This is a genomic window from Streptococcus sp. oral taxon 071 str. 73H25AP (assembly GCF_000146755.1).
Lineage (GTDB): Bacteria > Bacillota > Bacilli > Lactobacillales > Streptococcaceae > Streptococcus > Streptococcus oralis_T.
On the sequence record NZ_GL397254.1, the window covers coordinates 1,750,067 to 1,769,927 of the forward strand.

20 protein-coding genes are annotated in these 19,861 nt (G+C 38.7%); 6 read left to right on the forward strand and 14 right to left on the reverse strand.

Going from position 1 to position 19,861, the window contains the following annotated elements; translation table 11 throughout:
* Positions 1 to 53: 53 nt before the first annotated feature.
* From HMPREF9189_RS10715 to cysK, 3 genes are all read left to right on the forward strand, one after another.
* Entirely contained in the window at positions 54 to 689 is a 636-nt protein-coding gene (locus HMPREF9189_RS10715) for a YigZ family protein (RefSeq protein ID WP_000395758.1), read from the forward strand.
* A 14-nt stretch (positions 690 to 703) separates the two neighbouring features.
* On the forward strand, positions 704 to 1,147 hold the full coding sequence (locus HMPREF9189_RS10720) for a PH domain-containing protein (protein ID WP_000863904.1): 444 nt from the start codon (positions 704 to 706) through the stop codon (positions 1,145 to 1,147).
* A gap of 96 nt (positions 1,148 to 1,243) precedes the next feature.
* Positions 1,244 to 2,170 carry a cysteine synthase A gene (gene cysK, locus HMPREF9189_RS10725; protein WP_000158484.1) on the forward strand — a complete coding sequence of 309 codons (927 nt, stop codon included), beginning with the start codon at positions 1,244 to 1,246 and terminating at the stop codon, positions 2,168 to 2,170.
* Positions 2,171 to 2,444: 274 nt separating this feature from the next.
* Here cysK and tsf read toward each other — a convergent pair whose 3' ends face one another.
* From tsf to HMPREF9189_RS10780, 12 genes are all read right to left on the reverse strand, one after another.
* The gene (gene tsf / locus HMPREF9189_RS10730) at positions 2,445 to 3,485 is read right to left on the reverse strand and encodes a translation elongation factor Ts (protein ID WP_000808085.1); all 1,041 of its coding nucleotides are present in this window, start codon (positions 3,483 to 3,485) and stop codon (positions 2,445 to 2,447) included.
* Between the two features lie 78 nt (positions 3,486 to 3,563).
* Complete coding sequence (gene rpsB / locus HMPREF9189_RS10735) at positions 3,564 to 4,343, reverse strand: 30S ribosomal protein S2 (protein WP_002876048.1); 780 nt, start codon at positions 4,341 to 4,343, stop codon at positions 3,564 to 3,566.
* A gap of 223 nt (positions 4,344 to 4,566) precedes the next feature.
* The gene (pcsB, locus tag HMPREF9189_RS10740; protein WP_000726985.1) at positions 4,567 to 5,808 is read right to left on the reverse strand and encodes a peptidoglycan hydrolase PcsB; all 1,242 of its coding nucleotides are present in this window, start codon (positions 5,806 to 5,808) and stop codon (positions 4,567 to 4,569) included.
* A gap of 93 nt (positions 5,809 to 5,901) precedes the next feature.
* Positions 5,902 to 6,396 carry a rod shape-determining protein MreD gene (gene mreD / locus HMPREF9189_RS10745; protein ID WP_001264828.1) on the reverse strand — a complete coding sequence of 165 codons (495 nt, stop codon included), beginning with the start codon at positions 6,394 to 6,396 and terminating at the stop codon, positions 5,902 to 5,904.
* Positions 6,397 to 6,398: 2 nt separating this feature from the next.
* Positions 6,399 to 7,214, reverse strand: a complete 816-nt coding sequence (gene mreC / locus HMPREF9189_RS10750; protein ID WP_001078967.1) for a rod shape-determining protein MreC — start codon at positions 7,212 to 7,214, stop codon at positions 6,399 to 6,401.
* Positions 7,215 to 7,273: 59 nt separating this feature from the next.
* Positions 7,274 to 8,068, reverse strand: coding sequence for an energy-coupling factor transporter transmembrane protein EcfT (locus HMPREF9189_RS10755; RefSeq protein ID WP_000377879.1), 795 nt, complete (start codon positions 8,066 to 8,068; stop codon positions 7,274 to 7,276).
* Positions 8,061 to 8,900 carry an energy-coupling factor transporter ATPase gene (locus HMPREF9189_RS0102285; protein ID WP_000513204.1) on the reverse strand — a complete coding sequence of 280 codons (840 nt, stop codon included), beginning with the start codon at positions 8,898 to 8,900 and terminating at the stop codon, positions 8,061 to 8,063. Before HMPREF9189_RS0102285 ends, HMPREF9189_RS10755 begins: the two co-directional genes overlap by 8 nt.
* Positions 8,885 to 9,712 carry an energy-coupling factor ABC transporter ATP-binding protein gene (locus HMPREF9189_RS10760; RefSeq protein WP_000835738.1) on the reverse strand — a complete coding sequence of 276 codons (828 nt, stop codon included), beginning with the start codon at positions 9,710 to 9,712 and terminating at the stop codon, positions 8,885 to 8,887. Before HMPREF9189_RS10760 ends, HMPREF9189_RS0102285 begins: the two co-directional genes overlap by 16 nt.
* Positions 9,709 to 10,254 (reverse strand): CDP-diacylglycerol--glycerol-3-phosphate 3-phosphatidyltransferase, encoded by a 546-nt coding sequence (gene pgsA, locus HMPREF9189_RS10765; protein WP_000712150.1) that lies wholly within the window; start codon positions 10,252 to 10,254, stop codon positions 9,709 to 9,711. Before pgsA ends, HMPREF9189_RS10760 begins: the two co-directional genes overlap by 4 nt.
* 10 nt (positions 10,255 to 10,264) lie before the next feature.
* The gene (gene rodZ, locus HMPREF9189_RS10770) at positions 10,265 to 11,110 is read right to left on the reverse strand and encodes a cytoskeleton protein RodZ (protein WP_029692966.1); all 846 of its coding nucleotides are present in this window, start codon (positions 11,108 to 11,110) and stop codon (positions 10,265 to 10,267) included.
* Between the two features lie 10 nt (positions 11,111 to 11,120).
* Positions 11,121 to 12,404: an EF-P 5-aminopentanol modification-associated protein YfmH gene (locus HMPREF9189_RS10775; protein ID WP_000170126.1), complete on the reverse strand. Its 1,284-nt coding sequence runs from the start codon at positions 12,402 to 12,404 to the stop codon at positions 11,121 to 11,123.
* Entirely contained in the window at positions 12,401 to 13,651 is a 1,251-nt protein-coding gene (locus HMPREF9189_RS10780) for an EF-P 5-aminopentanol modification-associated protein YfmF (protein ID WP_000424577.1), read from the reverse strand. The genes HMPREF9189_RS10775 and HMPREF9189_RS10780 overlap by 4 nt, the downstream gene beginning before the upstream one ends.
* Before the next feature lie 158 nt (positions 13,652 to 13,809).
* On the opposite strand from HMPREF9189_RS10780, the gene yaaA reads away from it, so the two are divergent.
* Both yaaA and recF read left to right on the forward strand, forming a co-directional pair.
* Entirely contained in the window at positions 13,810 to 14,178 is a 369-nt protein-coding gene (yaaA, locus tag HMPREF9189_RS10785; RefSeq protein ID WP_000455881.1) for a S4 domain-containing protein YaaA, read from the forward strand.
* A 2-nt stretch (positions 14,179 to 14,180) separates the two neighbouring features.
* A complete protein-coding gene (gene recF / locus HMPREF9189_RS10790) occupies positions 14,181 to 15,272 on the forward strand; it encodes a DNA replication/repair protein RecF (RefSeq protein ID WP_000266695.1) in 1,092 nt (363 codons plus the stop codon).
* Between the two features lie 55 nt (positions 15,273 to 15,327).
* Here recF and guaB read toward each other — a convergent pair whose 3' ends face one another.
* Both guaB and trpS read right to left on the reverse strand, forming a co-directional pair.
* Positions 15,328 to 16,806, reverse strand: a complete 1,479-nt coding sequence (gene guaB / locus HMPREF9189_RS10795; protein ID WP_000073421.1) for an IMP dehydrogenase — start codon at positions 16,804 to 16,806, stop codon at positions 15,328 to 15,330.
* Between the two features lie 159 nt (positions 16,807 to 16,965).
* Positions 16,966 to 17,994 (reverse strand): tryptophan--tRNA ligase, encoded by a 1,029-nt coding sequence (gene trpS / locus HMPREF9189_RS10800; protein WP_000165467.1) that lies wholly within the window; start codon positions 17,992 to 17,994, stop codon positions 16,966 to 16,968.
* A gap of 194 nt (positions 17,995 to 18,188) precedes the next feature.
* Here trpS and HMPREF9189_RS10805 point away from each other — a divergent pair, with 194 nt between their 5' ends.
* The gene (locus HMPREF9189_RS10805) at positions 18,189 to 19,811 is read left to right on the forward strand and encodes an ATP-binding cassette domain-containing protein (RefSeq protein ID WP_000958777.1); all 1,623 of its coding nucleotides are present in this window, start codon (positions 18,189 to 18,191) and stop codon (positions 19,809 to 19,811) included.
* Positions 19,812 to 19,861 lie beyond the last annotated feature (50 nt).

Genomic DNA, 19,861 nt, shown 5'->3' on the forward strand with positions numbered 1-19,861 from the left:
TTAATATTCGCAAAAATCTAGCGATTTAGGGTTTTTTTTAGTACAATTAAATCATGGAATTTAGAACAATTAAAGAGGACGGGCAGGTCCAAGAAGAAATTAAAAAGTCACGCTTTATCTGTCACGCAAAGCGTGTCTATAGTGAAGAAGAGGCTCGTAACTTCATCACTACCATCAAAAAAGAACACTACAAAGCCACCCATAACTGCTCTGCTTTTGTTGTAGGGGAACGCAGTGAAATCAAGCGTACGAGTGATGATGGCGAACCTAGTGGTACTGCTGGAGTCCCTATGCTTGGCGTCTTAGAAAATCATAATCTTACCAATGTCTGCGTAGTAGTTACTCGCTACTTTGGGGGGATTAAGCTAGGCGCTGGAGGTTTGATTCGTGCTTACGCAGGAAATGTAGCCTTGGCTGTCAAAGAAATAGGCATTATTGAAATCAAAGAGCAAGCTGGCATAGCCATTCAGATGTCTTACGCTCAATACCAAGAGTATGGTAATTTCCTTAAAGAACATAATCTCATGGAACTCGAGACAAACTTTACAGATCAAATCGATACCATAATTTATGTTGATAAGGAAGAGAAAGAAAATATCAAGTCTGCTCTTGTAGAGTTCTTTAATGGAAAGGTTACTTTAACAGATCAAGGTTTACGAGAAGTTGAAGTTTCTGTAAACTTAGTGTAAAAAAGGAGAAATACATGGCGTTTGGGAAATTTATTCAAGGACTTGCTGGTAACTTCAGCGAGCAAAACAAAGAAGCTCTTATCAAAGAATATGGTCAATACCTACTAGAGAATGAAGAAATCCAAAGTGGATATAAGCTCATCCGTGACGCAATCATCTTTACAAATATTCGTATTATCTTTACAGATAAGCAAGGCGCTACTGGTCGCAAGATGTCTGTTAAGTCACTCTTTTTGATGAACATTGTCAACGTTGAAATGGAAACTGCAGGAGCAGGTATAGACGATAGTGAGATTACGATCACTTATTTAGAGAATGTCTTTCTAAAAGCACATAATGAGCATTTTAGTTACCACAAATTTGAATTTCCTAAGAAAACGGATATTCTTCCCCTTTACACCTATTTACTAGAACTTGCTTATCACAATCGATTGAAAATTAATGGCTTAGACCTTTGATATAAAAAAATCCTATCGCTTCGATAGGATTTCTATATTTTACAAATAGCCTAGAGCACGTTATACTAGTATCATCTTATACAAAGAGGTATATCTATGACTATCTACAATAATATTACTGAACTAATCGGACAAACACCAATTGTTAAACTCAACAATATTGTTCCAGAGGGTGCTGCAGACGTCTATGTTAAACTAGAGGCCTTTAACCCAGGATCTTCAGTCAAAGACCGTATTGCCCTTAGCATGATTGAAAAGGCTGAGCAGGATGGCATTCTAAAACCCGGTGCTACTATTGTTGAAGCAACAAGTGGAAATACTGGAATCGGTCTTTCATGGGTTGGTGCCGCTAAAGGATATAAAGTTGTTATCGTCATGCCAGAAACGATGAGTGTGGAGCGACGTAAGATTATCCAAGCCTATGGTGCTGAACTCGTCCTCACTCCTGGTAGCGAAGGAATGAAAGGGGCTATTGCCAAAGCTCAGGAAATCGCTGCTGAACGTGACGGCTTCCTTCCACTCCAATTTAATAACCCAGCTAACCCAGAAGTACACGAAAGAACAACAGGAGCTGAAATACTGGCTACTTTCGGTTCTGATGGACTAGATGCTTTTGTGGGTGGTGTTGGTACTGGTGGAACGATCTCAGGTGTTTCTCACGCTCTTAAAGCAGCAAATTCAAACATTCAAGTTTATGCAGTTGAGGCAGACGAGTCAGCTATCTTGTCTGGTGAAAAACCAGGGCCTCACAAAATTCAAGGCATCTCAGCTGGATTTATTCCTGAAACACTTGATACAAAGGCCTATGATGGTATCGTCCGCGTAACGTCAGATGATGCTCTAGCACTTGGCCGTGAAATTGGTGGAAAAGAAGGCTTCCTTGTTGGGATTTCTTCAGCTGCAGCGATTTACGGGGCAATTGAGGTTGCCAAGAAATTAGGTACAGGGAAGAAAGTCCTTGCTTTAGCACCGGATAACGGCGAACGTTATTTGTCTACAGCACTCTATGAATTTGAAGTGTAGTCTCCTAAATGCACTTAGCCCTTATTAAAGGGCTTTTTATATACTCATTCTAAAACAAAATTTTGGGGCAGATAAAGGCTTGTTGGGGTTATTGGGGTTACAAGAGATGTGATCTGAGAGGTAAGCGTCAAGCAAGAATTAACATGGGATTCATACTCATGGCCAACAACCTCTTAAAATACAATGAGAGAGGGAGTCAAAATTAAAAAGCTAGAGTTCCTCAATTGGAAATCCCTAGCTTTTTTATGGCTGAGAACTATTTGTCTCAGATTTTTTAGTTATTCAAAGCTGCTGCCATTGTAGCTGCAACTTCAGCTTCAAAATCATTTGCAACTTTTTCGATACCTTCACCAACTTCAAAGCGAGCGAACTCAACTACTGAAGCATTTACTGATTCAAGGTAAGCTTCAACTGTCTTGCTGTCATCCATGATGTAGACTTGTGCAAGAAGTGTGTATGCTTGGTCAACTTTAGTGTTGTCAAGCATGAAGCGATCCATTTTACCTGGGATGATTTTGTCCCAGATTTTTTCGGGTTTGCCTTCTGCAACTAATTCAGCTTTGATATCTTCTTCAGCTTGAGCAATCACTTCATCAGTCAATTGAGCTTTTGATCCATATTTTAAGTGTGGAAGAGCTGGTTTACCAACCATTGCACGGCTATCATTATCTTGGTCAATCACGTGGTTCAATTGTGCCAACTCATCTTTAACGAACTGCTCATCCAATTCTTTGTAAGAAAGAACTGTTGGTTTCATCGCAGCGATATGCATTGAGATTTGTTTAGCAAGTGCTTCATCTCCACCTTCGATGACAGAGATAACACCGATACGTCCACCATTGTGTTGGTATGCTCCAAAGTGTTGTGCATCTGTTTTTTCAAGCAAAGCAAAACGACGGAATGAGATTTTTTCACCGATTGTAGCTGTTGCAGATACATAGGCTGCTTCAAGAGTTTCACCTGAAGGCATTGTCAAGGCAAGAGCTTCTTCGTTGTTAGCTGGTTTTCCTTCAGCAATTACTTTAGCTGTAGCATTTACCAAGTCAACGAATTGAGCATTTTTTGCAACGAAGTCAGTTTCAGCATTTACTTCAACTACTGCTGCAACGTTACCGTTAACAAATACACCAGTCAAACCTTCAGCTGCAACACGGTCAGCTTTCTTAGCTGCCTTAGCCATACCTTTTTCGCGAAGCAATTCGATTGCTTTTTCGATATCACCTTCAACTTCAACCAATGCTTTCTTAGCGTCCATAACACCAGCACCAGATTTTTCACGCAACTCTTTAACAAGTTTAGCTGTAATTTCTGCCATTTTGATTCTCCTATATTTTTTAAAAATAGGAGAGCCGGGCTAAGCCCCGCCCTCCTAGGTAATGATTACTTATTTGAATTAAGCGTTGTCGCCTTCTACAACTTCAACGATTTCTTCGATTGAGTCTGCTTGAGCTTCTGAAGCTGCAAATTCTGCTTCAACTGCTGCTGCATCTTCACCTTGACGTCCTTCGATGATAGCATCAGCCAATTTAGCTGTGATCAATTTAACCGCGCGAATAGCGTCATCGTTAGCTGGGATGATTACATCGATATCATCTGGATCAGTGTTTGTGTCAACCATCGCTACAACTGGGATTCCCAATTTTTTAGCTTCTTTAACAGCGATTTGTTCTTTATGTGGGTCAACTACGTACATTACATCTGGGATACGAGGCATATCTTCGATACCACCCAAGAATTTTTCAAGACGTGCACGTTGTTTGTTAAGAAGTGCAACTTCTTTCTTAGGAAGAACATCAAAGATTCCTTCTTCTTCCATACGTTTGATTTCTTTCAAACGAGCGATACGTTTTTGGATAGTTCCCCAGTTAGTAAGAGTTCCACCCAACCAACGGTGGTTGATGTAGTATTGACCTGAACGTACAGCTTCTTCAGCAACAGCGTCAGCAGCTTGTTTCTTAGTACCAACAAACAATACAACCGCATCGTTAGCTGCCGCATCACGCATGAAGTCGTATGCTTGGTCAGCGTATTTTACAGTTTGTTGCAAGTCGATAACGTGGATTCCGTTACGCTCAGTGAAGATGTACTTAGCCATCTTAGGGTTCCAGCGACGAGTTTGGTGACCAAAGTGTACACCAGCCTCAAGAAGTTGTTTCATTGAAATTACTGCCATGAGTATTTCTCCTTTTTGTTTTTTCCTCTTCTCGATTTCAACTTGCAAAACGACCCGAGGGCAACAGTTTCACAATTCATCAAGAATGAGTATTATCGTTTACACGACAAGGTTCATTCTACCACATTTTAGCCATATTTTCAAGTGATTTTGATAGATTTCGGTCTTGCTTTCGATAAAAAATAATAAAAGAGACTCAAATCGAGCCTCTTTATTTCATTCATTAGTTTGGATAGATATAAGTAACATAACCTTCAGAAGTTGTAGTTGGATTGAACCATCCACGTTTGTTACCGATTGTACGATCTCCACCATAGTTTGATTCTGATACTTGAATGCTAGTTGTTGATGAAACTGCTGTAACAACCGCTACGTGTCCATATCCACCGTCATTCCAACATGCAATCGCACCAACTTGTGGAGTTGATCCAGTACGGAATCCTGCAGCCGCTGCACTTGTAGCCCACTGCGCTCCGTTACCCCAGTAATCTCCAGCCCAAGGTGCTAATGTTTTAGCTCCCCAAGTACATTCACCAGTTGGATAACTTGAAGCATTTGTACTGTATGTTGGACGTTGTCTAGTAGGAGTCGGAGTAGGTGCTGGAGTAGGTGCTGGAGTGTAGCTTGAGTCCTCGTCGTCAGATGCTGATGCTGATGCTGACGCTGATGTAGATGTTGCTTGCACTTGAGCTGAGAAACTTGTGTTTCCAGAAGCAACAACTGATTGTTGTTGACTTGTTTGACGTGCTTTATAAGCTGCCTCTGCTTCAGCTGCTGCTTTCGCTTCTGCCTCTGCTGCTGCTTTTTGTTCCAACAAGGTAGCTTTCTCGCCTTCTGCAGTAGCTTTCTCTGCAGCAAGATTCAACTCAGCAACTTTTAACTCCGCCTGTTTTGTTGTCAATGTTTGTGCATCGTCAGCAAGCGTTTGTTGGTTCGCAATTACAGTATTGATTGCTTCATTATTTGCAACTTGTTTTTCTGAGATTGATTTTTTATCAGCTTTTTGTTGCTCTAACATTTTGTTGTTAGCCGATACAATCTCGCTCATAGCCGCAACACGGGAAATAGCTTCTGTAATTGATTTTGAATTTACAATTGTATTGATATAGCTAGTTGCAGCACCGTTTGTTTGTGCGCTACGTGCTTGTTTTTCCAAAGATTCATTACGAGCAACAATGTTCTTAGAAAGCTCAGTAATTTCTCCTTCAAGCTTTTTAGATTCCGCTTGAAGTGTTTCATTTTCAGCTTGCAAGCTTGCTTGTTGTGTTTGAATAGCTGTAACTTGCGTTTGGATTTCATCTACTTCTTTTTGAGCTTCTTTTTGTTTAGCTGACAAGTCACTAATTTTACTATCTTGAGCAGCAATTTTTTCATCAGTTGTTTCAGCATGAACAGTTGTTAATACCGCCGCTTGTGAAACCAATACTGTACTTAATAAAAGTGACGCTAAGATTTTTTTCTTCATATTGTGTAGATACTCCTTCTATTTAAGACATTACTAGTATACCAAAAAAAGACATAATAAATATTACGCCTTTGTTACATTTTTATTTCTTTCTTATAGATAATATTTTTCAAAAATATACTGGAAAATCACCATCCACAAAAAGTTTAAAATCATTGATGGGACAAGACTGTAGACAATGAAAACTGGCATTGATTCTACTGTCAGTCCCATAGCAAGGGCCAGGAGATAACTACCCATATCAAATAGGAAGCTCATCACAACTATTGTTAACATTCTCGTCCAACGGTTCAACAAAGTCACACTATTAAACTTGTGAAGTGAGGCACCTATCAAGATAAATAAAAGTGTCGCAATTCCTATCAAGTGGAAAAAATAGATATCGTACACCAAACCTACCATACAGCAATAAGCTAGATAGAAGTATTCTGATACCTCAATTGTCTCAAACAAGAGAAATAAAAACAGGAAATGACTGGCTAAGTGAAAATGTGGATAAAAGGATTCTACTAATTGACCAATATGTGCATCAATTAGCACAACAAAAGGGAGTAAAAAGAAAATACCAATTTGTTTTAACACTCTCATTGCTAATTCCCCACTAACTCTACCACATGAAGATCTTTGGTGTCAGCACTCAACTTTACTGTTACCTCTCGCGTTAGATAATCACTGCTGTGTGTTGTGGCAACAACCTCGCCAACAGGAATATCCTTAACATTAAAGTTTCCGAGCCCCCCCGTCGTCACCTTATCTCCCGCGCTAATGTCGCTGTTACTATTTAATTGACTAATTTTAAGAAGTTCGGTTTCCTTGTCATAGCCAACGATGATTCCATAAATTTCAGTAGAACCATGCAGGATTTTAACGGAAATTTTGTCGGAATTTTCAGTGTTTGTCAATAAGTTAACCGTTGTTGAATGCTCCTCTACTTTTGAAACACTACCAATCAAACCACCGTTTGCAATGGCCAACATATTTTCAGAAACTCCTTTTGAACTTCCCACATTAATTGTTAACTCTTGCTTCCAAGACACTGGAGCTCGCATAATCACATCTGCTGCTAGGGTTTTTGTGGCCTGTAATTTTGACTTCATCTCTAGAAGCTGACGTAGTTGTTCATTTTCTGTTTTTAAACGTTCTGATTGATTAGACTCTACCTCTAATTGATAGAGTTGTTTTTTTAGACTTTCATTCTCATTGTAAGTCTGCGTCAAATGACCCAAATCCGATTTGAAAGCATCAAACCACTGAAATGGTTTTTGAACAATTCTATCCACTAAGGAAATGCCATCTCCTAATTTTGTCACAATAGCACTTGAATAGGTTGTCACTAATAGTACAGAAACTGCTAGAACTGTGACAAAAACAATGATTAGATATTTTGATTTTTTAAAACGGTTCATATTCCTACCTTTTTACTAAAGATCTACTACTGTGATTTTTTATCAATCTTACAAATCCACTAAGATTTTAAGAAAAACAAGAGACATCCCAGCACCAGAATCACAAGAATCGCCAGTGTATCCTTTTGACTCCATCTCAACTGTCTATACTGGCTTCTACCCTTTCCTCCCTGATAACCACGTGCTTCCATGGCTATTGCCAATGAATCTGCACGCTTTAAGCTCGTCGCAAAAAGAGGAATTAAAATCGGAATCATAGCCTTTACTTTTTGAACGATACTACCTTCACCAAAGTCAACTCCACGAGCCTTCTGAGCATTCATAATTCTCGTCGTGTCATCCATCAAGGTTGGAACAAAACGCAAACTCATTGATAACATGAGACCAATTTCATGAACGGGAACTTTCACACGTTTCAGAGGCGCTAAGAGAGATTCAACTGCAGCTGCCAGACTCAAAGGCATGGTCGTTAAGGTTAGCAAAGTAGAAAAGAAAATAATCAAGACAAAACGACAGAAAATAATCCCAGCTTGTTGCAAAGCATAATCCGTTATTCTTATAAAAGAAAACTCAAATAAGACATTTCCACTTGAAATGAAAAAGAGTTGAAATAGAGTCGTAAAAGCAATCAAGAAAAACATGGATTTTAATCCCTGGACAAAAAATGAGAGAGAAACGCCCGACAAAGCGATAAATATACCTGTTGCTACAAAAAGAATGAGATTGGCGAGTGGATTATTGGCCCAAAATACAATCAAAATCAACAGGATCATAGCGAGCAATTTACTACGGGGATCCAAGCGATGAATGATGGAATCTCCTGGTATATAACGCCCTAAAATCATACTATCCATTTAGCGACTCCTTAAACTCCTCTATCTTGATTGGCAGTTTTTTAAAAGCTACACCTCTATCTGCCAAACGTTTGCAAAAGGCTGTGATTTTAGGCACACCTAACTGTACTTTTTCCATAGAGGCTACATCTTGGAAAACATCACTTGGTTTGCCACTTTTGACCAAACACCCCTTTTCCATAACATAGACCCGATCCGCATATGCAGCTACATCATCCATCAAATGCGTTACCAGGACGATTGTCATTCCAGCAAGGTGAAGTTTTTTAAACAGGGTCATCAATTCTTTTCTGCCCAAAGGATCTAACCCTGCTGTTGGCTCATCCAAAACCAAGACAGTTGGTTCCATGGCTAGCATACCTGCTATAGCCACACGTCTCATCTGACCACCTGAAAGTTCAAAAGGACTGCGATCAAAGAGTGACTCATTGATGCCTACCAAGGCTAACTTTTCACGCGCAATTTTCTTAGCTTCTTCCTCAGAAACTCCAAAATTTTGTGGTCCAAATGCAACATCTTTCAAAACAGTCTCTTCAAAAATCTGATTTTCAGCAAATTGAAACACTAGACCGACTTGCTTTCGAATCTGGCGAATTTCTTTATTTGTTGATGTAGGGGTAATGACGGTATCGAAAACTCGAACAGAACCCTTACTTGGTAGCAATAGGCCATTTAAAAGCTGTAAAATCGTTGATTTCCCACTACCCGTGTGTCCTACTAAAGCTGTATAGGAGCCATCCTCAATCGTCAAGGAAACATCAGTTAAGGCTGATGAAGATAGGGGAGTCCCCTCTTGATAGGTAAAGCTCACATTTTCTAGAGTAATTCCCATAACTTGTCCTCTAGCTCTCTTTCTGTCAAATAGCCATCCGGCAACTGATAACCAGTCTCTCTCAATGATTCTCTCAATTGATTCGTAAAGGGATCATCTAACCCTATCTGGTCAAGGTCATCCCGAGAAAAAAGCTCTCTTGGGCTGCTGGTTGACTCCACTTGGCCTTTTTTCATGACCAAGACACGGTCACTCATAGCAACTTCTTCTAAGTCGTGCGTAATGGAGATGACTGTCATCTGGTAATCTTTTCGAATCTCTTGAACTGTCTGAATCAGTTCTCTGCGCCCCTCGGGATCCAACATACTTGTAGCCTCGTCCAGAATTAAAATAGCTGGTCTCAAGGAAACAACTCCTGCAATAGCCACCCGTTGTTTTTGTCCACCAGATAAACGAGCTGGTTCTCTCTTCTTAAAGTCCAGCATACCTACCAACTCCAAAGATTCAGCCACTCTCTTCTTCATTTCTTCTCGAGGAAGTCCCTGATTTTCTAATCCAAAGGCGACATCATCTTCAACAGTTGCCCCCACAAATTGGTTATCTGGATTTTGAAAAACCATACCAATTTGACGGCGTAAGTCCCAAACATTCTCAGAGGACAGCAATTGCCCATCTATCCAGATTTCCCCAGACTCTGCCTCAAGCAATCCATCAATCAAACGGATAGTTGTCGATTTCCCACTTCCATTATGACCTACAATCGAAAGCCATTCTCCCCGTTTCACGTGAAACGAGACATTATTAACATCATAATGATCCTGATCTTCCTTGTAACGAAAAGACATATCTTTTACTTCAATAATCGATTTCATTTCGAACCAAATGTCCCTTTGAATAGATAAGCGCTACCCTTGAAATAATCATAACCAGAGTAGATAGTGAAAAACAAAGCGATATAAAGCAACATTTGCCCAATTAAATTCCAATGTAAGAGCAAAAAGATAATGGCAAACATTTGACTAAAGGTCTTGATTTTCCCAGGCATCGCTGCTGCTAGAACTGTCCCTCCCGTCTCAACAAGCAACAAACGCAGGCCTGTCACCGCAAGTTCACGACAGATGATAATAGCAACAACCCAAGCTGGAGCCATACCCAACTCAATCAACATGATAAAAGCTGACATAACCAACAGCTTATCCGCCATCGGATCTGCAAACTTTCCAAAGTTGCTAACTACATTCCATTTACGAGCAAGGTAGCCATCAAGATAATCCGTTATACTAGCAACTGCAAAGATGATCGCTGCCAGCAAATGACTTCCTTGTGAATGGCCCAAAGTCAAAATAAGAATAAAGAGAGGTATAAAGAGAATTCTACCAATAGTTAATACATTAGGAATTTGTTCTTTTTTCATTGATTTTTCCTTAATCTGTAGTAAATGTAAGTGTCACAGTTCCAGTCTGAGTTGTCAGCTTCGAAGTATCAATCGTTTGATTGTCCACAGTCACAGTAACTCCCTTTACCACACCCAAAGTAATAGTCACAGGTTCTTTCGTCGAAACTGTTGTTTTTGCATTTTTATTGTCTGCGGATAGTGTCACACCACCTTCCAGCTCACTTCCTGAAACACTAACCCAGCTAGTCGTATCTGAAACTGCCAGCTGAACAGTAGCTGTTTCCTTACTCGTTTTATAGAGAGCTTCAATGCGGTTTCCTTCGCCTGACACTGTAATAGTTGATTCCGTAGTAGAAGATGAGCTAGACGTCTGACTACTAGAAGATGAACTAGTTGAGGTTGCTGAACTAGTTGAGCTCACAACACTATAATTTGCAGAAGAAGGACTTGGCTGAGTTTGGATGTAGTTCCAGACATAGTAAGTCACAAAAATTAAAATCGACAAAGCAAATAGAACGAAATAAAACAAGGGGAGATAAGACGTTTTTTTCTTATTTGATCGTCTGCGACCAGACAAGTCTTCTTCATCAACATCGACCTCTTCATAAGTAATCATACTACCCGAATCATAGGCATCCAAGACAATTCTCTCATCCAACTCTACTGCCCAGGCATATTTTCTTAAAAAAGAACGAGCATAGAAGGTACTAGGAAGTTGATCAAAATCATCTGCCTCCATAGCTTCTAGAAAGTTCAACTGAATTTCAGTTTTTTCCTGTAATTCTTCCAGACTCAATCCCTGGTTAATTCTAGCTAAACGTAGAACCTCGCCAATTGTTTTTTTCTCATACGTACCATTCCTTCTTTCTAGTATTAGTCATCTTTTAAGCTGGAAAGATGGTAAAATCAACTAGATCACCATCATCAATCAAACGATGTCCAGCTTCTAGAACATCCTCCAAAGTAATTTCCTGTAAAATTTTTGGAAAATCAAAAATTGTTTCTCCGCGATCCATAGGATCGTATTGGGTTGCGATAAATTCCAAGGAGTTCATGCTACTGAAAAGCTCCCCAAACATCTCACTCTTAACAAGATCTAAATGTTCCTCTGTAATATCCGTATCACTACTAAACTGACGAATCGCTTTACGAAATTGATGCGACAGAGAAACAGGCTCTTTGGTATCCATTGTCAATATCACAAAATGAAAGCGACTGTTGACTTCAACCTCAAGTGACAATGACGCATCTAACTTCCCAGTCTCATATAACCTTTGAAAACGGTCAGAAGTCCAACCAAACATCATCGTAAATAGCAATTTCAATAAAATATTGTAACGATAAGACTCAGCTTCTGTTATTTGCCCGTTACCTCTAATCGCAACAGCAAGTTTGGGTGAAGAAACTTCCATCCGAAGACTATCTGTTTGCTTCACAGGCTGCAAGGGTAGTTTCTCTTTTGTAACTGTAAACTGTTCTAAAGTTTTCTTTTCCTTTTTCGAAAAGTATTCCTCAACAACTTCCACATCAATATTCCCAACTAAAAACAGTGACATGTTGACAGGCTTGTAAAAGTCTGTAAAGTTTTCTTTTAAATTTGAAACTTGAATCTCAGAAATTGATTTTTCACTTCCAACAATATCTGTTGCTAAAGGAGTATCAGGATAAAGGTTGGCCAATGTTGCAAAAAACAAGCGTGAGTCTGGATCGTCTTGGTACATTTCTCGTTCTTGCTGGATAATATCCTGTTCCCTCAAAACAGACTCTTCTGTCAAATGAACATCTCCGACTAACTCATCTAGCAAATCTAAATTCTCTAATAGATGGTCAATTGTTGAAAAAAGATAGCTGGTTTTAGTAAAGCTTGTAAAGGCATTGCTTTCCGCACCTAATCGAGTAAAAGCAGCCATTATGTCCTCAGAGTTTTCTCTTTCAAACAATTTATGTTCAAGAAAATGTGCAATTCCTGCTGGATGATGACGTAAACCTTTGTCTAAACTTGTATAAGTTGCATCTACGGAACCAAATTGAACCGTTACAACCCCATAAACCTCATTGAAATCTTGTTTAGGGAGTAAAGAAACTGTCAATCCATTTGACAATTGTGTTTTGTAGACTGTTTCCTTTACAGCAGGATAGTATTTTTCTTCAAAAGTAACCTTTGTCATTCTACTCCTTCCATAAAGTAAATTGCTTGTAACTTCAAACTGTTGGCAGCTTTACATACCGCTTCTTTATCAACACTCTCTAATTTTGCCACCAATCGATCCATATCAAAGCTTGATTTTCCAAATAGAGCATTCAAATAGGCTCTTTCAACCAGGGTCTGTTGATTATCTTGAGCAATCAATAAAGATCTTCGAATCATCTCCTTGGTTTGTTCAAGTTCAAAATCTGTAAAGTTGCCCTTTTTCAGATCTAGCAATTGATGATTCATCATTTTTCTAGCCTGATTTCGATTTTCTCTATCAATACCCGCATACATCCTTAACAGACCACTAAACAAATCCAATTGACTAGAGACTGAATAGGCTATTCCAGCATTTTCACGAACATTTGTAAAGAGTTTCGAATGTGCAAATTCACCCAACAGACCATTCATAACAAGCATAGGCAAATGCTCATCATCACCATATTTTACAGGAGAATGATAGCCTAATTCCAAAATAGATTGCCCAACATTCCTCTGAACCATTCCCTCTCGTAGGACATTCGAATAAGATTGATAATATTGGATAGGAACACAATTCTCTCTAGCTGTAAGGGATAATGACTTCAGTGATTCTGTAATTTCTACTTCATTAAAATCACCCAAGAAAAAGAAATCAATTCGATCATTTTTCAGAGCATCTTGAAAGCAAGTGTAGCTACTTTCCGGAGACTCATTTGAAATGCTATTTCGTAAATCACTGTATCTCAATTGAAGACGCTCATCATGAAAGAACAAACTATCCAACTCCTTATGAGCAAAATAAAATGAATCATCCATATCAGTAGCTAAACTAGCCAACAACTGTTTTCTTTCAATTTCAAATAGGGCTGGCTCAAAAGCACCATCTTGAGCTAAGGGAGCAAATAAAGTCTGTTTCACCAATTCCAAAATTCGAGAAGTCAAGACATTCTTTTTACTTAAAAAATCATCCTTCACATAAGTAAACGTTAAGTCAAGAATATGTGCCTGTCCCCTACGATAAGCACTTGTGGAAATATCAGTTCCATATAAACTTGCCAAGTATCTGCGAAATACTTGTGATGTTGGGTAAACTTGATTTGCCGTCTCCAACATACTTGCACTTAACATGCGTCCTGCTATCGTCTCAAGAGATAAGGGAGCAGTAAAACGAATAGTGATTTTATTTGTTTTAAACTTTTTGGATTGAACAAAATGTGCTGAAATTCCAGGCACTAACTCCATACCTTACCTCCTTACATATAGAGTTCTATTATATCACGAAAAGGAAAATATTTCTTATTCTCTTTACCGCTTTTAAAATAAAAATCGTTTTCATTTTCAGTGATTTCGCTCACTTAATTCTAAGAAATATGGTATAATACCTTAGATTGAGGTGAATTATGGAATACAAATTATTTGAAGAATTTATTACGCTCCAAGCCCTCCTAAAAGAGCTTGGAATTATACAAAGCGGTGGTGCTATTAAATCTTTTTTGATGGAACATCAAGTTTCCTTTAATGGTGAATTAGAAACTAGACGTGGGAAAAAGATCCGTATAGGAGATGTAATTGACATCCCTGATTTAAAGATTGACATCACCTTGACACAACCAAGTTTAAAAGAGCAAGAAGAATACCAAGCAGATAAGATTGAAAAAGAGCGGATTGCTAAACTTGTCAAAGAGATGAATAAGGGTGTAAAGAAAGAAAAACAAAAAACTGCTTTATCCCCTAAAACCAAACAAGCTCCACGTTTTCCAGGAAGATAATCATGTGGCTCCAACATTTAACAATAAAAACCTTTCGCAACTACAAAGAGACGAAAATTGATTTCAATCCAAAACTAAATGTCTTTTTAGGCCAAAATGCACAAGGAAAGACCAACATTCTAGAAGCAATCTATTTCTTGGCCTTAACACGTAGTCATCGGACTCGGACAGATAAAAATCTCATTCATTTTGATGAAGAACAACTCCATCTTTCTGGCTTGCTACAGAAAAAAACAGGCTCTATCCCTTTAGAAATTGATTTAACACCAAAAGGGCGTGTAACTAAAGTCAATCACTTAAAACAAGCTCGTCTCTCAGACTACATCGGACATATGAATGTGGTTCTCTTCGCACCTGAGGATCTCCAGTTAATTAAAGGAGCCCCCTCCGTTCGTCGAAAGTTTATAGACATTGAACTGGGACAAATTAAACCAATCTACTTGTCAGACTTATCAAACTATAACCATATACTCAAGCAAAGAAATACTTACCTAAAATCCAGCCAGAAGATTGACGAAACATTTCTGTCGGTCTTAGATGATCAGTTAGTAGAGTATGGTTGTCGCGTCATAAAGCATCGGATAAAATTCATCAAAGACTTAGAAAAATTTGGTCAAAAAAAACACTTAGAAATTTCAAATCAATCAGAAGAGTTGTCAATATTTTATCAATCATCTGTCAACTTCACTGATGAAGAACAGCTAACGAATTCTTTTAAAATGGCTTTAGATAAAAGTAGATCAAGAGACTTGTTTAAAAAGAATACTGGTGTTGGCCCTCATCGAGATGACATTACCTTTTACATCAATGGTATGGACGCTAGTTTTGGAAGTCAAGGTCAACATCGCAGTCTTGTTCTCTCTATCAAACTAGCAGAGATCGAGTTAATGGAAAGTATTACCAACGAGTCTCCGATACTCTTGCTTGATGATGTTATGAGCGAACTTGATAACACCCGGCAACTAAAATTACTAGAAACCATTTCTCAATCTATCCAAACTTTTATCACAACAACAAGTTTGGATCACTTACAAAACTTGCCAGAAAACCTTAGTATTTTCAATATTCAAAACGGTCAGATATCTGTAAATTAAATTGACACTGTTGTAAACAAAAAAGAACCCCTAATTTTCAGGAGTTCTTTTTTGTTTACATAGAATAGTTTGGTGCTTCATTAGTGATTTGTACATCATGAGGATGGCTTTCTTTTAGACCAGCCCCAGACATTTCAATAAATTGAGCATTATCCTGTAGTTCTTTAAGGTTAGCTGCACCACAGTAACCCATACCAGAGCGAATACCACCAATCATTTGGAAAACGATATCAGCTACAGCACCTTTATAAGCAACACGACCTTCAATTCCTTCTGGAACGAGTTTGTTTGCTTCATTGACCGCACCTTGGAAGTAACGGTCACTTGAACCTTTCTTCATTGCAGCGATTGATCCCATACCACGGTAAGTCTTAAACTTACGTCCTTGGAAAATCTCAGTTTCACCTGGTGCTTCATCTGTTCCAGCAAACATTGAACCAAGCATAACTGCATTTCCACCTGCAGCAAGGGCTTTTACAATATCTCCAGAATACTTGATTCCACCATCAGCAATAATCGTTTTACCATATTCACGCGCAACAGCTGCCGCATCATATATTGCTGTCACTTGTGGGACACCAACCCCTGCAATCACACGAGTGGTACAGATAGAACCTGGTCCAATTCCAACTTTGACAACATCTACACCTGCTTCGTAAAGAGCACGCGCTCCTTCTGCAGTTGCAATATTACCTGCAATCAAAGTACGATCTGGGAAATGAGCACGAATTTCAGAAATTTTACGCAGAACTCCAGCAGAGTGACCATGTGCAGTATCAATAACAATTGCGTCAGCACCTGCTTCAAAAAGGGCTTCGGCACGTTCAAATGTATCTGAAGTGACACCCACCGCACCAGCAACTAGAAGACGACCAAATTCATCTTTTGCTGCATTTGGAAATTCAATCACTTTTTCAATATCTTTAATAGTAATCAAACCAGAAAGACGACCTTCTTCATCAACCAAAGGAAGTTTTTCAATACGGTGTTCTTGAAGAATGCTCTCAGCTGTTGCAAGATCTGTACCAACAGGAGCAGTAACAAGATTTTCACTGGTCATGTGATTTGAGATTGGCTGATTGTAATCTGAAATAAAGCGAAGATCTCGGTTTGTTAGAATACCAACCAATTTACGATTTTCAAGTGTTTCAACTACTGGGACACCACTGATACGGTAACGGCCCATTAGTTCATCTGCTTCAGCAATAGTGTGTTCTGGAGTCAAGAAGAATGGATCAATAATGACACCATTTTCAGAACGTTTTACCTTGCGAACTTCATCTGCCTGTTGCGCAATAGACATATTTTTATGGATTACTCCAAGACCACCGGCACGAGCAATGGCAATAGCCATTTGACTCTCTGTGACTGTATCCATGGCGGCTGTTATAATTGGGATATTTAAAGTCAGATTATCTGCCAATTTTGTTGTTAAATCTGCATCATTAGGCAACACATGACTTTCTGCTGGAATGAGCAATACATCATCAAAGGTAAAACCTTTTTTCAAAAATTTAGTGTCCCAATTAGACATTGAAGTTTCCTCTTTTCTTTCTTTTTGAGCTTGACTCTTTTTGTATTGTATCTATCATACCATTCTATGGAAATTTGTCAATTATATTTATAGCAGAAAACATAAAAAAACTATCCCTGTTATTCTATGGAAGAGATAGTTTTACGATTCATATTTTATCTATTGTTTAAAATAATTTAGTCCCATTGCTCCCTTAACTTCAGATAGAGTTTGCCCTGCAACCTCACGAGCTTTTTCACTACCTTTTTGAAGCATATTGTGCACTTCACCCATATCCTTAGCAAATTCGATACGGCGCTCACGAATAGGACCAAGTTCGCGTTCTAATATTTCAAGTAGATAACGTTTCGTCTTCACATCACCAAGACCACCACATTGATAATGCTCTTTCATATCCGCAATTTCTTGAGCATCTTCTGGACGACCAAACACATCTAGATAATGGAAAACCATGTTTCCTTCAATCTTACCTGGATCCTCCACTCGAATATGATCCGGATCAGTATACATACTCATGACTTTTTTACGTAAAGTATCCGCATCATCTGCTAGATAAATACCATTATTAAGGGATTTAGACATTTTAGCATTTCCATCTAGACCAGGCAAGCGTCCTGCCCTCTCATTTTCTGGATATATCCCTTCTGGCTCCACTAAGACATCACAGTTATATGCATTATTAAAGGAACGAACAATCTCACGAGTTTGTTCAATCATTGGTTTCTGATCTGTCCCTACAGGAACATAATTAGCCTTGAAGGCAGTAATATCTGCTGCTTGCGCAATTGGATAAACCAAAAATCCTGTCGGAATACTTTCTCCAAACCCTTTCTGAGCAATCTCTGTTTTCACCGTAGGATTGCGCTCCAAACGAGCTAGTGACACCAAATTCATATAGTACATAGATAGTTCAGCCAACTCTGGGATTTGGCTTTGAATAAAGATAGTGGATTTACTTGGATCTAATCCAACTGCTAAGTAATCTAAGGCAACATTCCCAATAGACTCTACAATTGTTTGAGGATCTTTGGCGTGATCTGTCAAGGCTTGTTGGTCCGCCAAAAAAACAAACATCTCATACTTGTCTTCTTCCTGCAGTAATACTCTATTTTTAAGACTCCCAACATAATGTCCAATATGCAGTTTTCCTGTTGGGCGATCTCCTGTTAAAATAATGGGTTTCGTCATTTTTTTCTCCTTCGAAATGGTCTCTTCAATTATAGCATTTTTTTGTTAAAATAACAGAAAATTATTTAAATCAAACAACTAACTCTTTGTAAACAAACCTGTAAACTTAATTGACATAAAATTGACAAAGAAAAATTTGAATATTTCTCTCTTTTCTAGTAGAATAAATATATTACACATATAGGAGAAAAACATTGCTTACAGTATCTGATGTTTCACTACGTTTTAGTGATCGCAAACTTTTTGATGATGTCAATATCAAATTTACAGAAGGAAATACTTATGGATTAATCGGTGCTAATGGTGCCGGAAAATCAACCTTTTTAAAAATTTTAGCTGGTGATATCGAACCTACAACTGGTCACATCTCTCTTGGTCCAGATGAACGTCTCTCTGTTCTTCGTCAAAATCACTTTGACTATGAAGATGAACGTGCAATTGATGTCGTTATCATGGGAAATGAAAAACTTTATAGCATCATGAAGGAAAAAGATGCTATCTACATGAAGGAAGATTTCTCTGATGAGGATGGTGTGCGTGCTGCCGAACTCGAAGGTGAATTTGCCGAACTTGGAGGTTGGGAGGCAGAGAGTGAAGCGTCTCAACTACTTCAAAACCTAAACATTCCAGAAGAATTGCACTATCAAAACATGAGCGAATTGGCCAATGGTGAAAAAGTGAAGGTTCTCCTTGCTAAAGCACTTTTTGGTAAACCAGATGTTCTTCTCTTGGACGAGCCAACTAACGGTTTGGATATCCAGTCTATTACTTGGCTAGAAGACTTCTTGATTGACTTTGATAACACTGTTATCGTGGTATCTCATGACCGCCACTTCTTAAACAAAGTATGTACCCACATGGCCGACCTTGACTTTGGAAAAATCAAACTCTATGTCGGAAACTATGACTTCTGGAAAGAATCTTCTGAGCTCGCTGCTAAATTGCTAGCAGACCGTAATGCCAAGGCAGAAGAAAAAATTAAGCAATTGCAAGAATTCGTTGCTCGCTTCTCTGCCAACGCTTCTAAGTCAAGACAGGCAACGTCTCGTAAAAAAATGCTTGACAAGATTGAATTAGAAGAGATTGTGCCATCTAGTCGTAAATATCCATTTGTCAACTTTAAAGCAGAACGTGAGATTGGTAATGATCTCTTGACAGTAGAAAATCTAACTGTAAAGATTGATGGCGAAACTATCCTAGACAATATTAGTTTCATCTTGCGTCCAGGTGATAAGACAGCTCTTATTGGACAAAATGACATCCAAACGACTGCATTGATTCGTGCAATTATGGGGGACATCGACTATGAAGGAACTGTCAAGTGGGGAGTTACTACTAGCCGTTCTTACTTGCCAAAAGACAACTCAGCTGATTTTGCAGGAGGAGAGTCAATCCTTGACTGGTTGCGTCAATTTGCAAGTAAAGAAGAAGATGACAATACCTTCCTACGTGGTTTCCTTGGTCGTATGCTCTTTTCTGGTGATGAGGTTAACAAACCTGTAAACGTCTTGTCAGGGGGAGAAAAAGTACGTGTCATGCTTTCAAAACTCATGCTCTTGAAATCAAATGTCCTTGTACTTGATGATCCAACAAATCACTTGGACTTGGAATCTATCTCAAGCTTAAACGATGGATTGAAAAACTTTAAAGAATCAATCATCTTTGCCAGTCATGACCACGAGTTTATCCAAACTTTGGCAAACCACATCATTGTTTTGTCTAAGAATGGCGTCATCGATCGTATTGATGAAACCTATGATGAATTCTTAGAAAATGCAGAAGTACAAGCAAAAGTTAAAGAACTTTGGAAAGACTAAATAAGACTTCAAAACTCAGTTGGATTAACCAACTGAGTTTTCTATCATTC

Bases quoted from the DNA above. Each gene is read 5' to 3' on its own strand.
- HMPREF9189_RS10775 (WP_000170126.1), bottom strand. From the start codon at position 12,404: ATGACAAAGGTTACTTTTGAAGAAAAATACTATCCTGCTGTAAAGGAA.
- HMPREF9189_RS10780 (WP_000424577.1), bottom strand. From the start codon at position 13,651: ATGGAGTTAGTGCCTGGAATTTCAGCACATTTTGTTCAATCCAAAAAG.
- trpS (WP_000165467.1), bottom strand. From the start codon at position 17,994: ATGACGAAACCCATTATTTTAACAGGAGATCGCCCAACAGGAAAACTG.
- HMPREF9189_RS10720 (WP_000863904.1), top strand. From the start codon at position 704: ATGGCGTTTGGGAAATTTATTCAAGGACTTGCTGGTAACTTCAGCGAG.
- pgsA (WP_000712150.1), bottom strand. From the start codon at position 10,254: ATGAAAAAAGAACAAATTCCTAATGTATTAACTATTGGTAGAATTCTC.
- HMPREF9189_RS0102285 (WP_000513204.1), bottom strand. From the start codon at position 8,900: ATGGGAATTACTCTAGAAAATGTGAGCTTTACCTATCAAGAGGGGACT.
- guaB (WP_000073421.1), bottom strand. From the start codon at position 16,806: ATGTCTAATTGGGACACTAAATTTTTGAAAAAAGGTTTTACCTTTGAT.
- mreD (WP_001264828.1), bottom strand. From the start codon at position 6,396: ATGAGAGTGTTAAAACAAATTGGTATTTTCTTTTTACTCCCTTTTGTT.
- HMPREF9189_RS10760 (WP_000835738.1), bottom strand. From the start codon at position 9,712: ATGAAATCGATTATTGAAGTAAAAGATATGTCTTTTCGTTACAAGGAA.
- cysK (WP_000158484.1), top strand. From the start codon at position 1,244: ATGACTATCTACAATAATATTACTGAACTAATCGGACAAACACCAATT.
- yaaA (WP_000455881.1), top strand. From the start codon at position 13,810: ATGGAATACAAATTATTTGAAGAATTTATTACGCTCCAAGCCCTCCTA.
- mreC (WP_001078967.1), bottom strand. From the start codon at position 7,214: ATGAACCGTTTTAAAAAATCAAAATATCTAATCATTGTTTTTGTCACA.
- rpsB (WP_002876048.1), bottom strand. From the start codon at position 4,343: ATGGCAGTAATTTCAATGAAACAACTTCTTGAGGCTGGTGTACACTTT.
- HMPREF9189_RS10755 (WP_000377879.1), bottom strand. From the start codon at position 8,068: ATGGATAGTATGATTTTAGGGCGTTATATACCAGGAGATTCCATCATT.
- tsf (WP_000808085.1), bottom strand. From the start codon at position 3,485: ATGGCAGAAATTACAGCTAAACTTGTTAAAGAGTTGCGTGAAAAATCT.
- pcsB (WP_000726985.1), bottom strand. From the start codon at position 5,808: ATGAAGAAAAAAATCTTAGCGTCACTTTTATTAAGTACAGTATTGGTT.
- HMPREF9189_RS10715 (WP_000395758.1), top strand. From the start codon at position 54: ATGGAATTTAGAACAATTAAAGAGGACGGGCAGGTCCAAGAAGAAATT.
- recF (WP_000266695.1), top strand. From the start codon at position 14,181: ATGTGGCTCCAACATTTAACAATAAAAACCTTTCGCAACTACAAAGAG.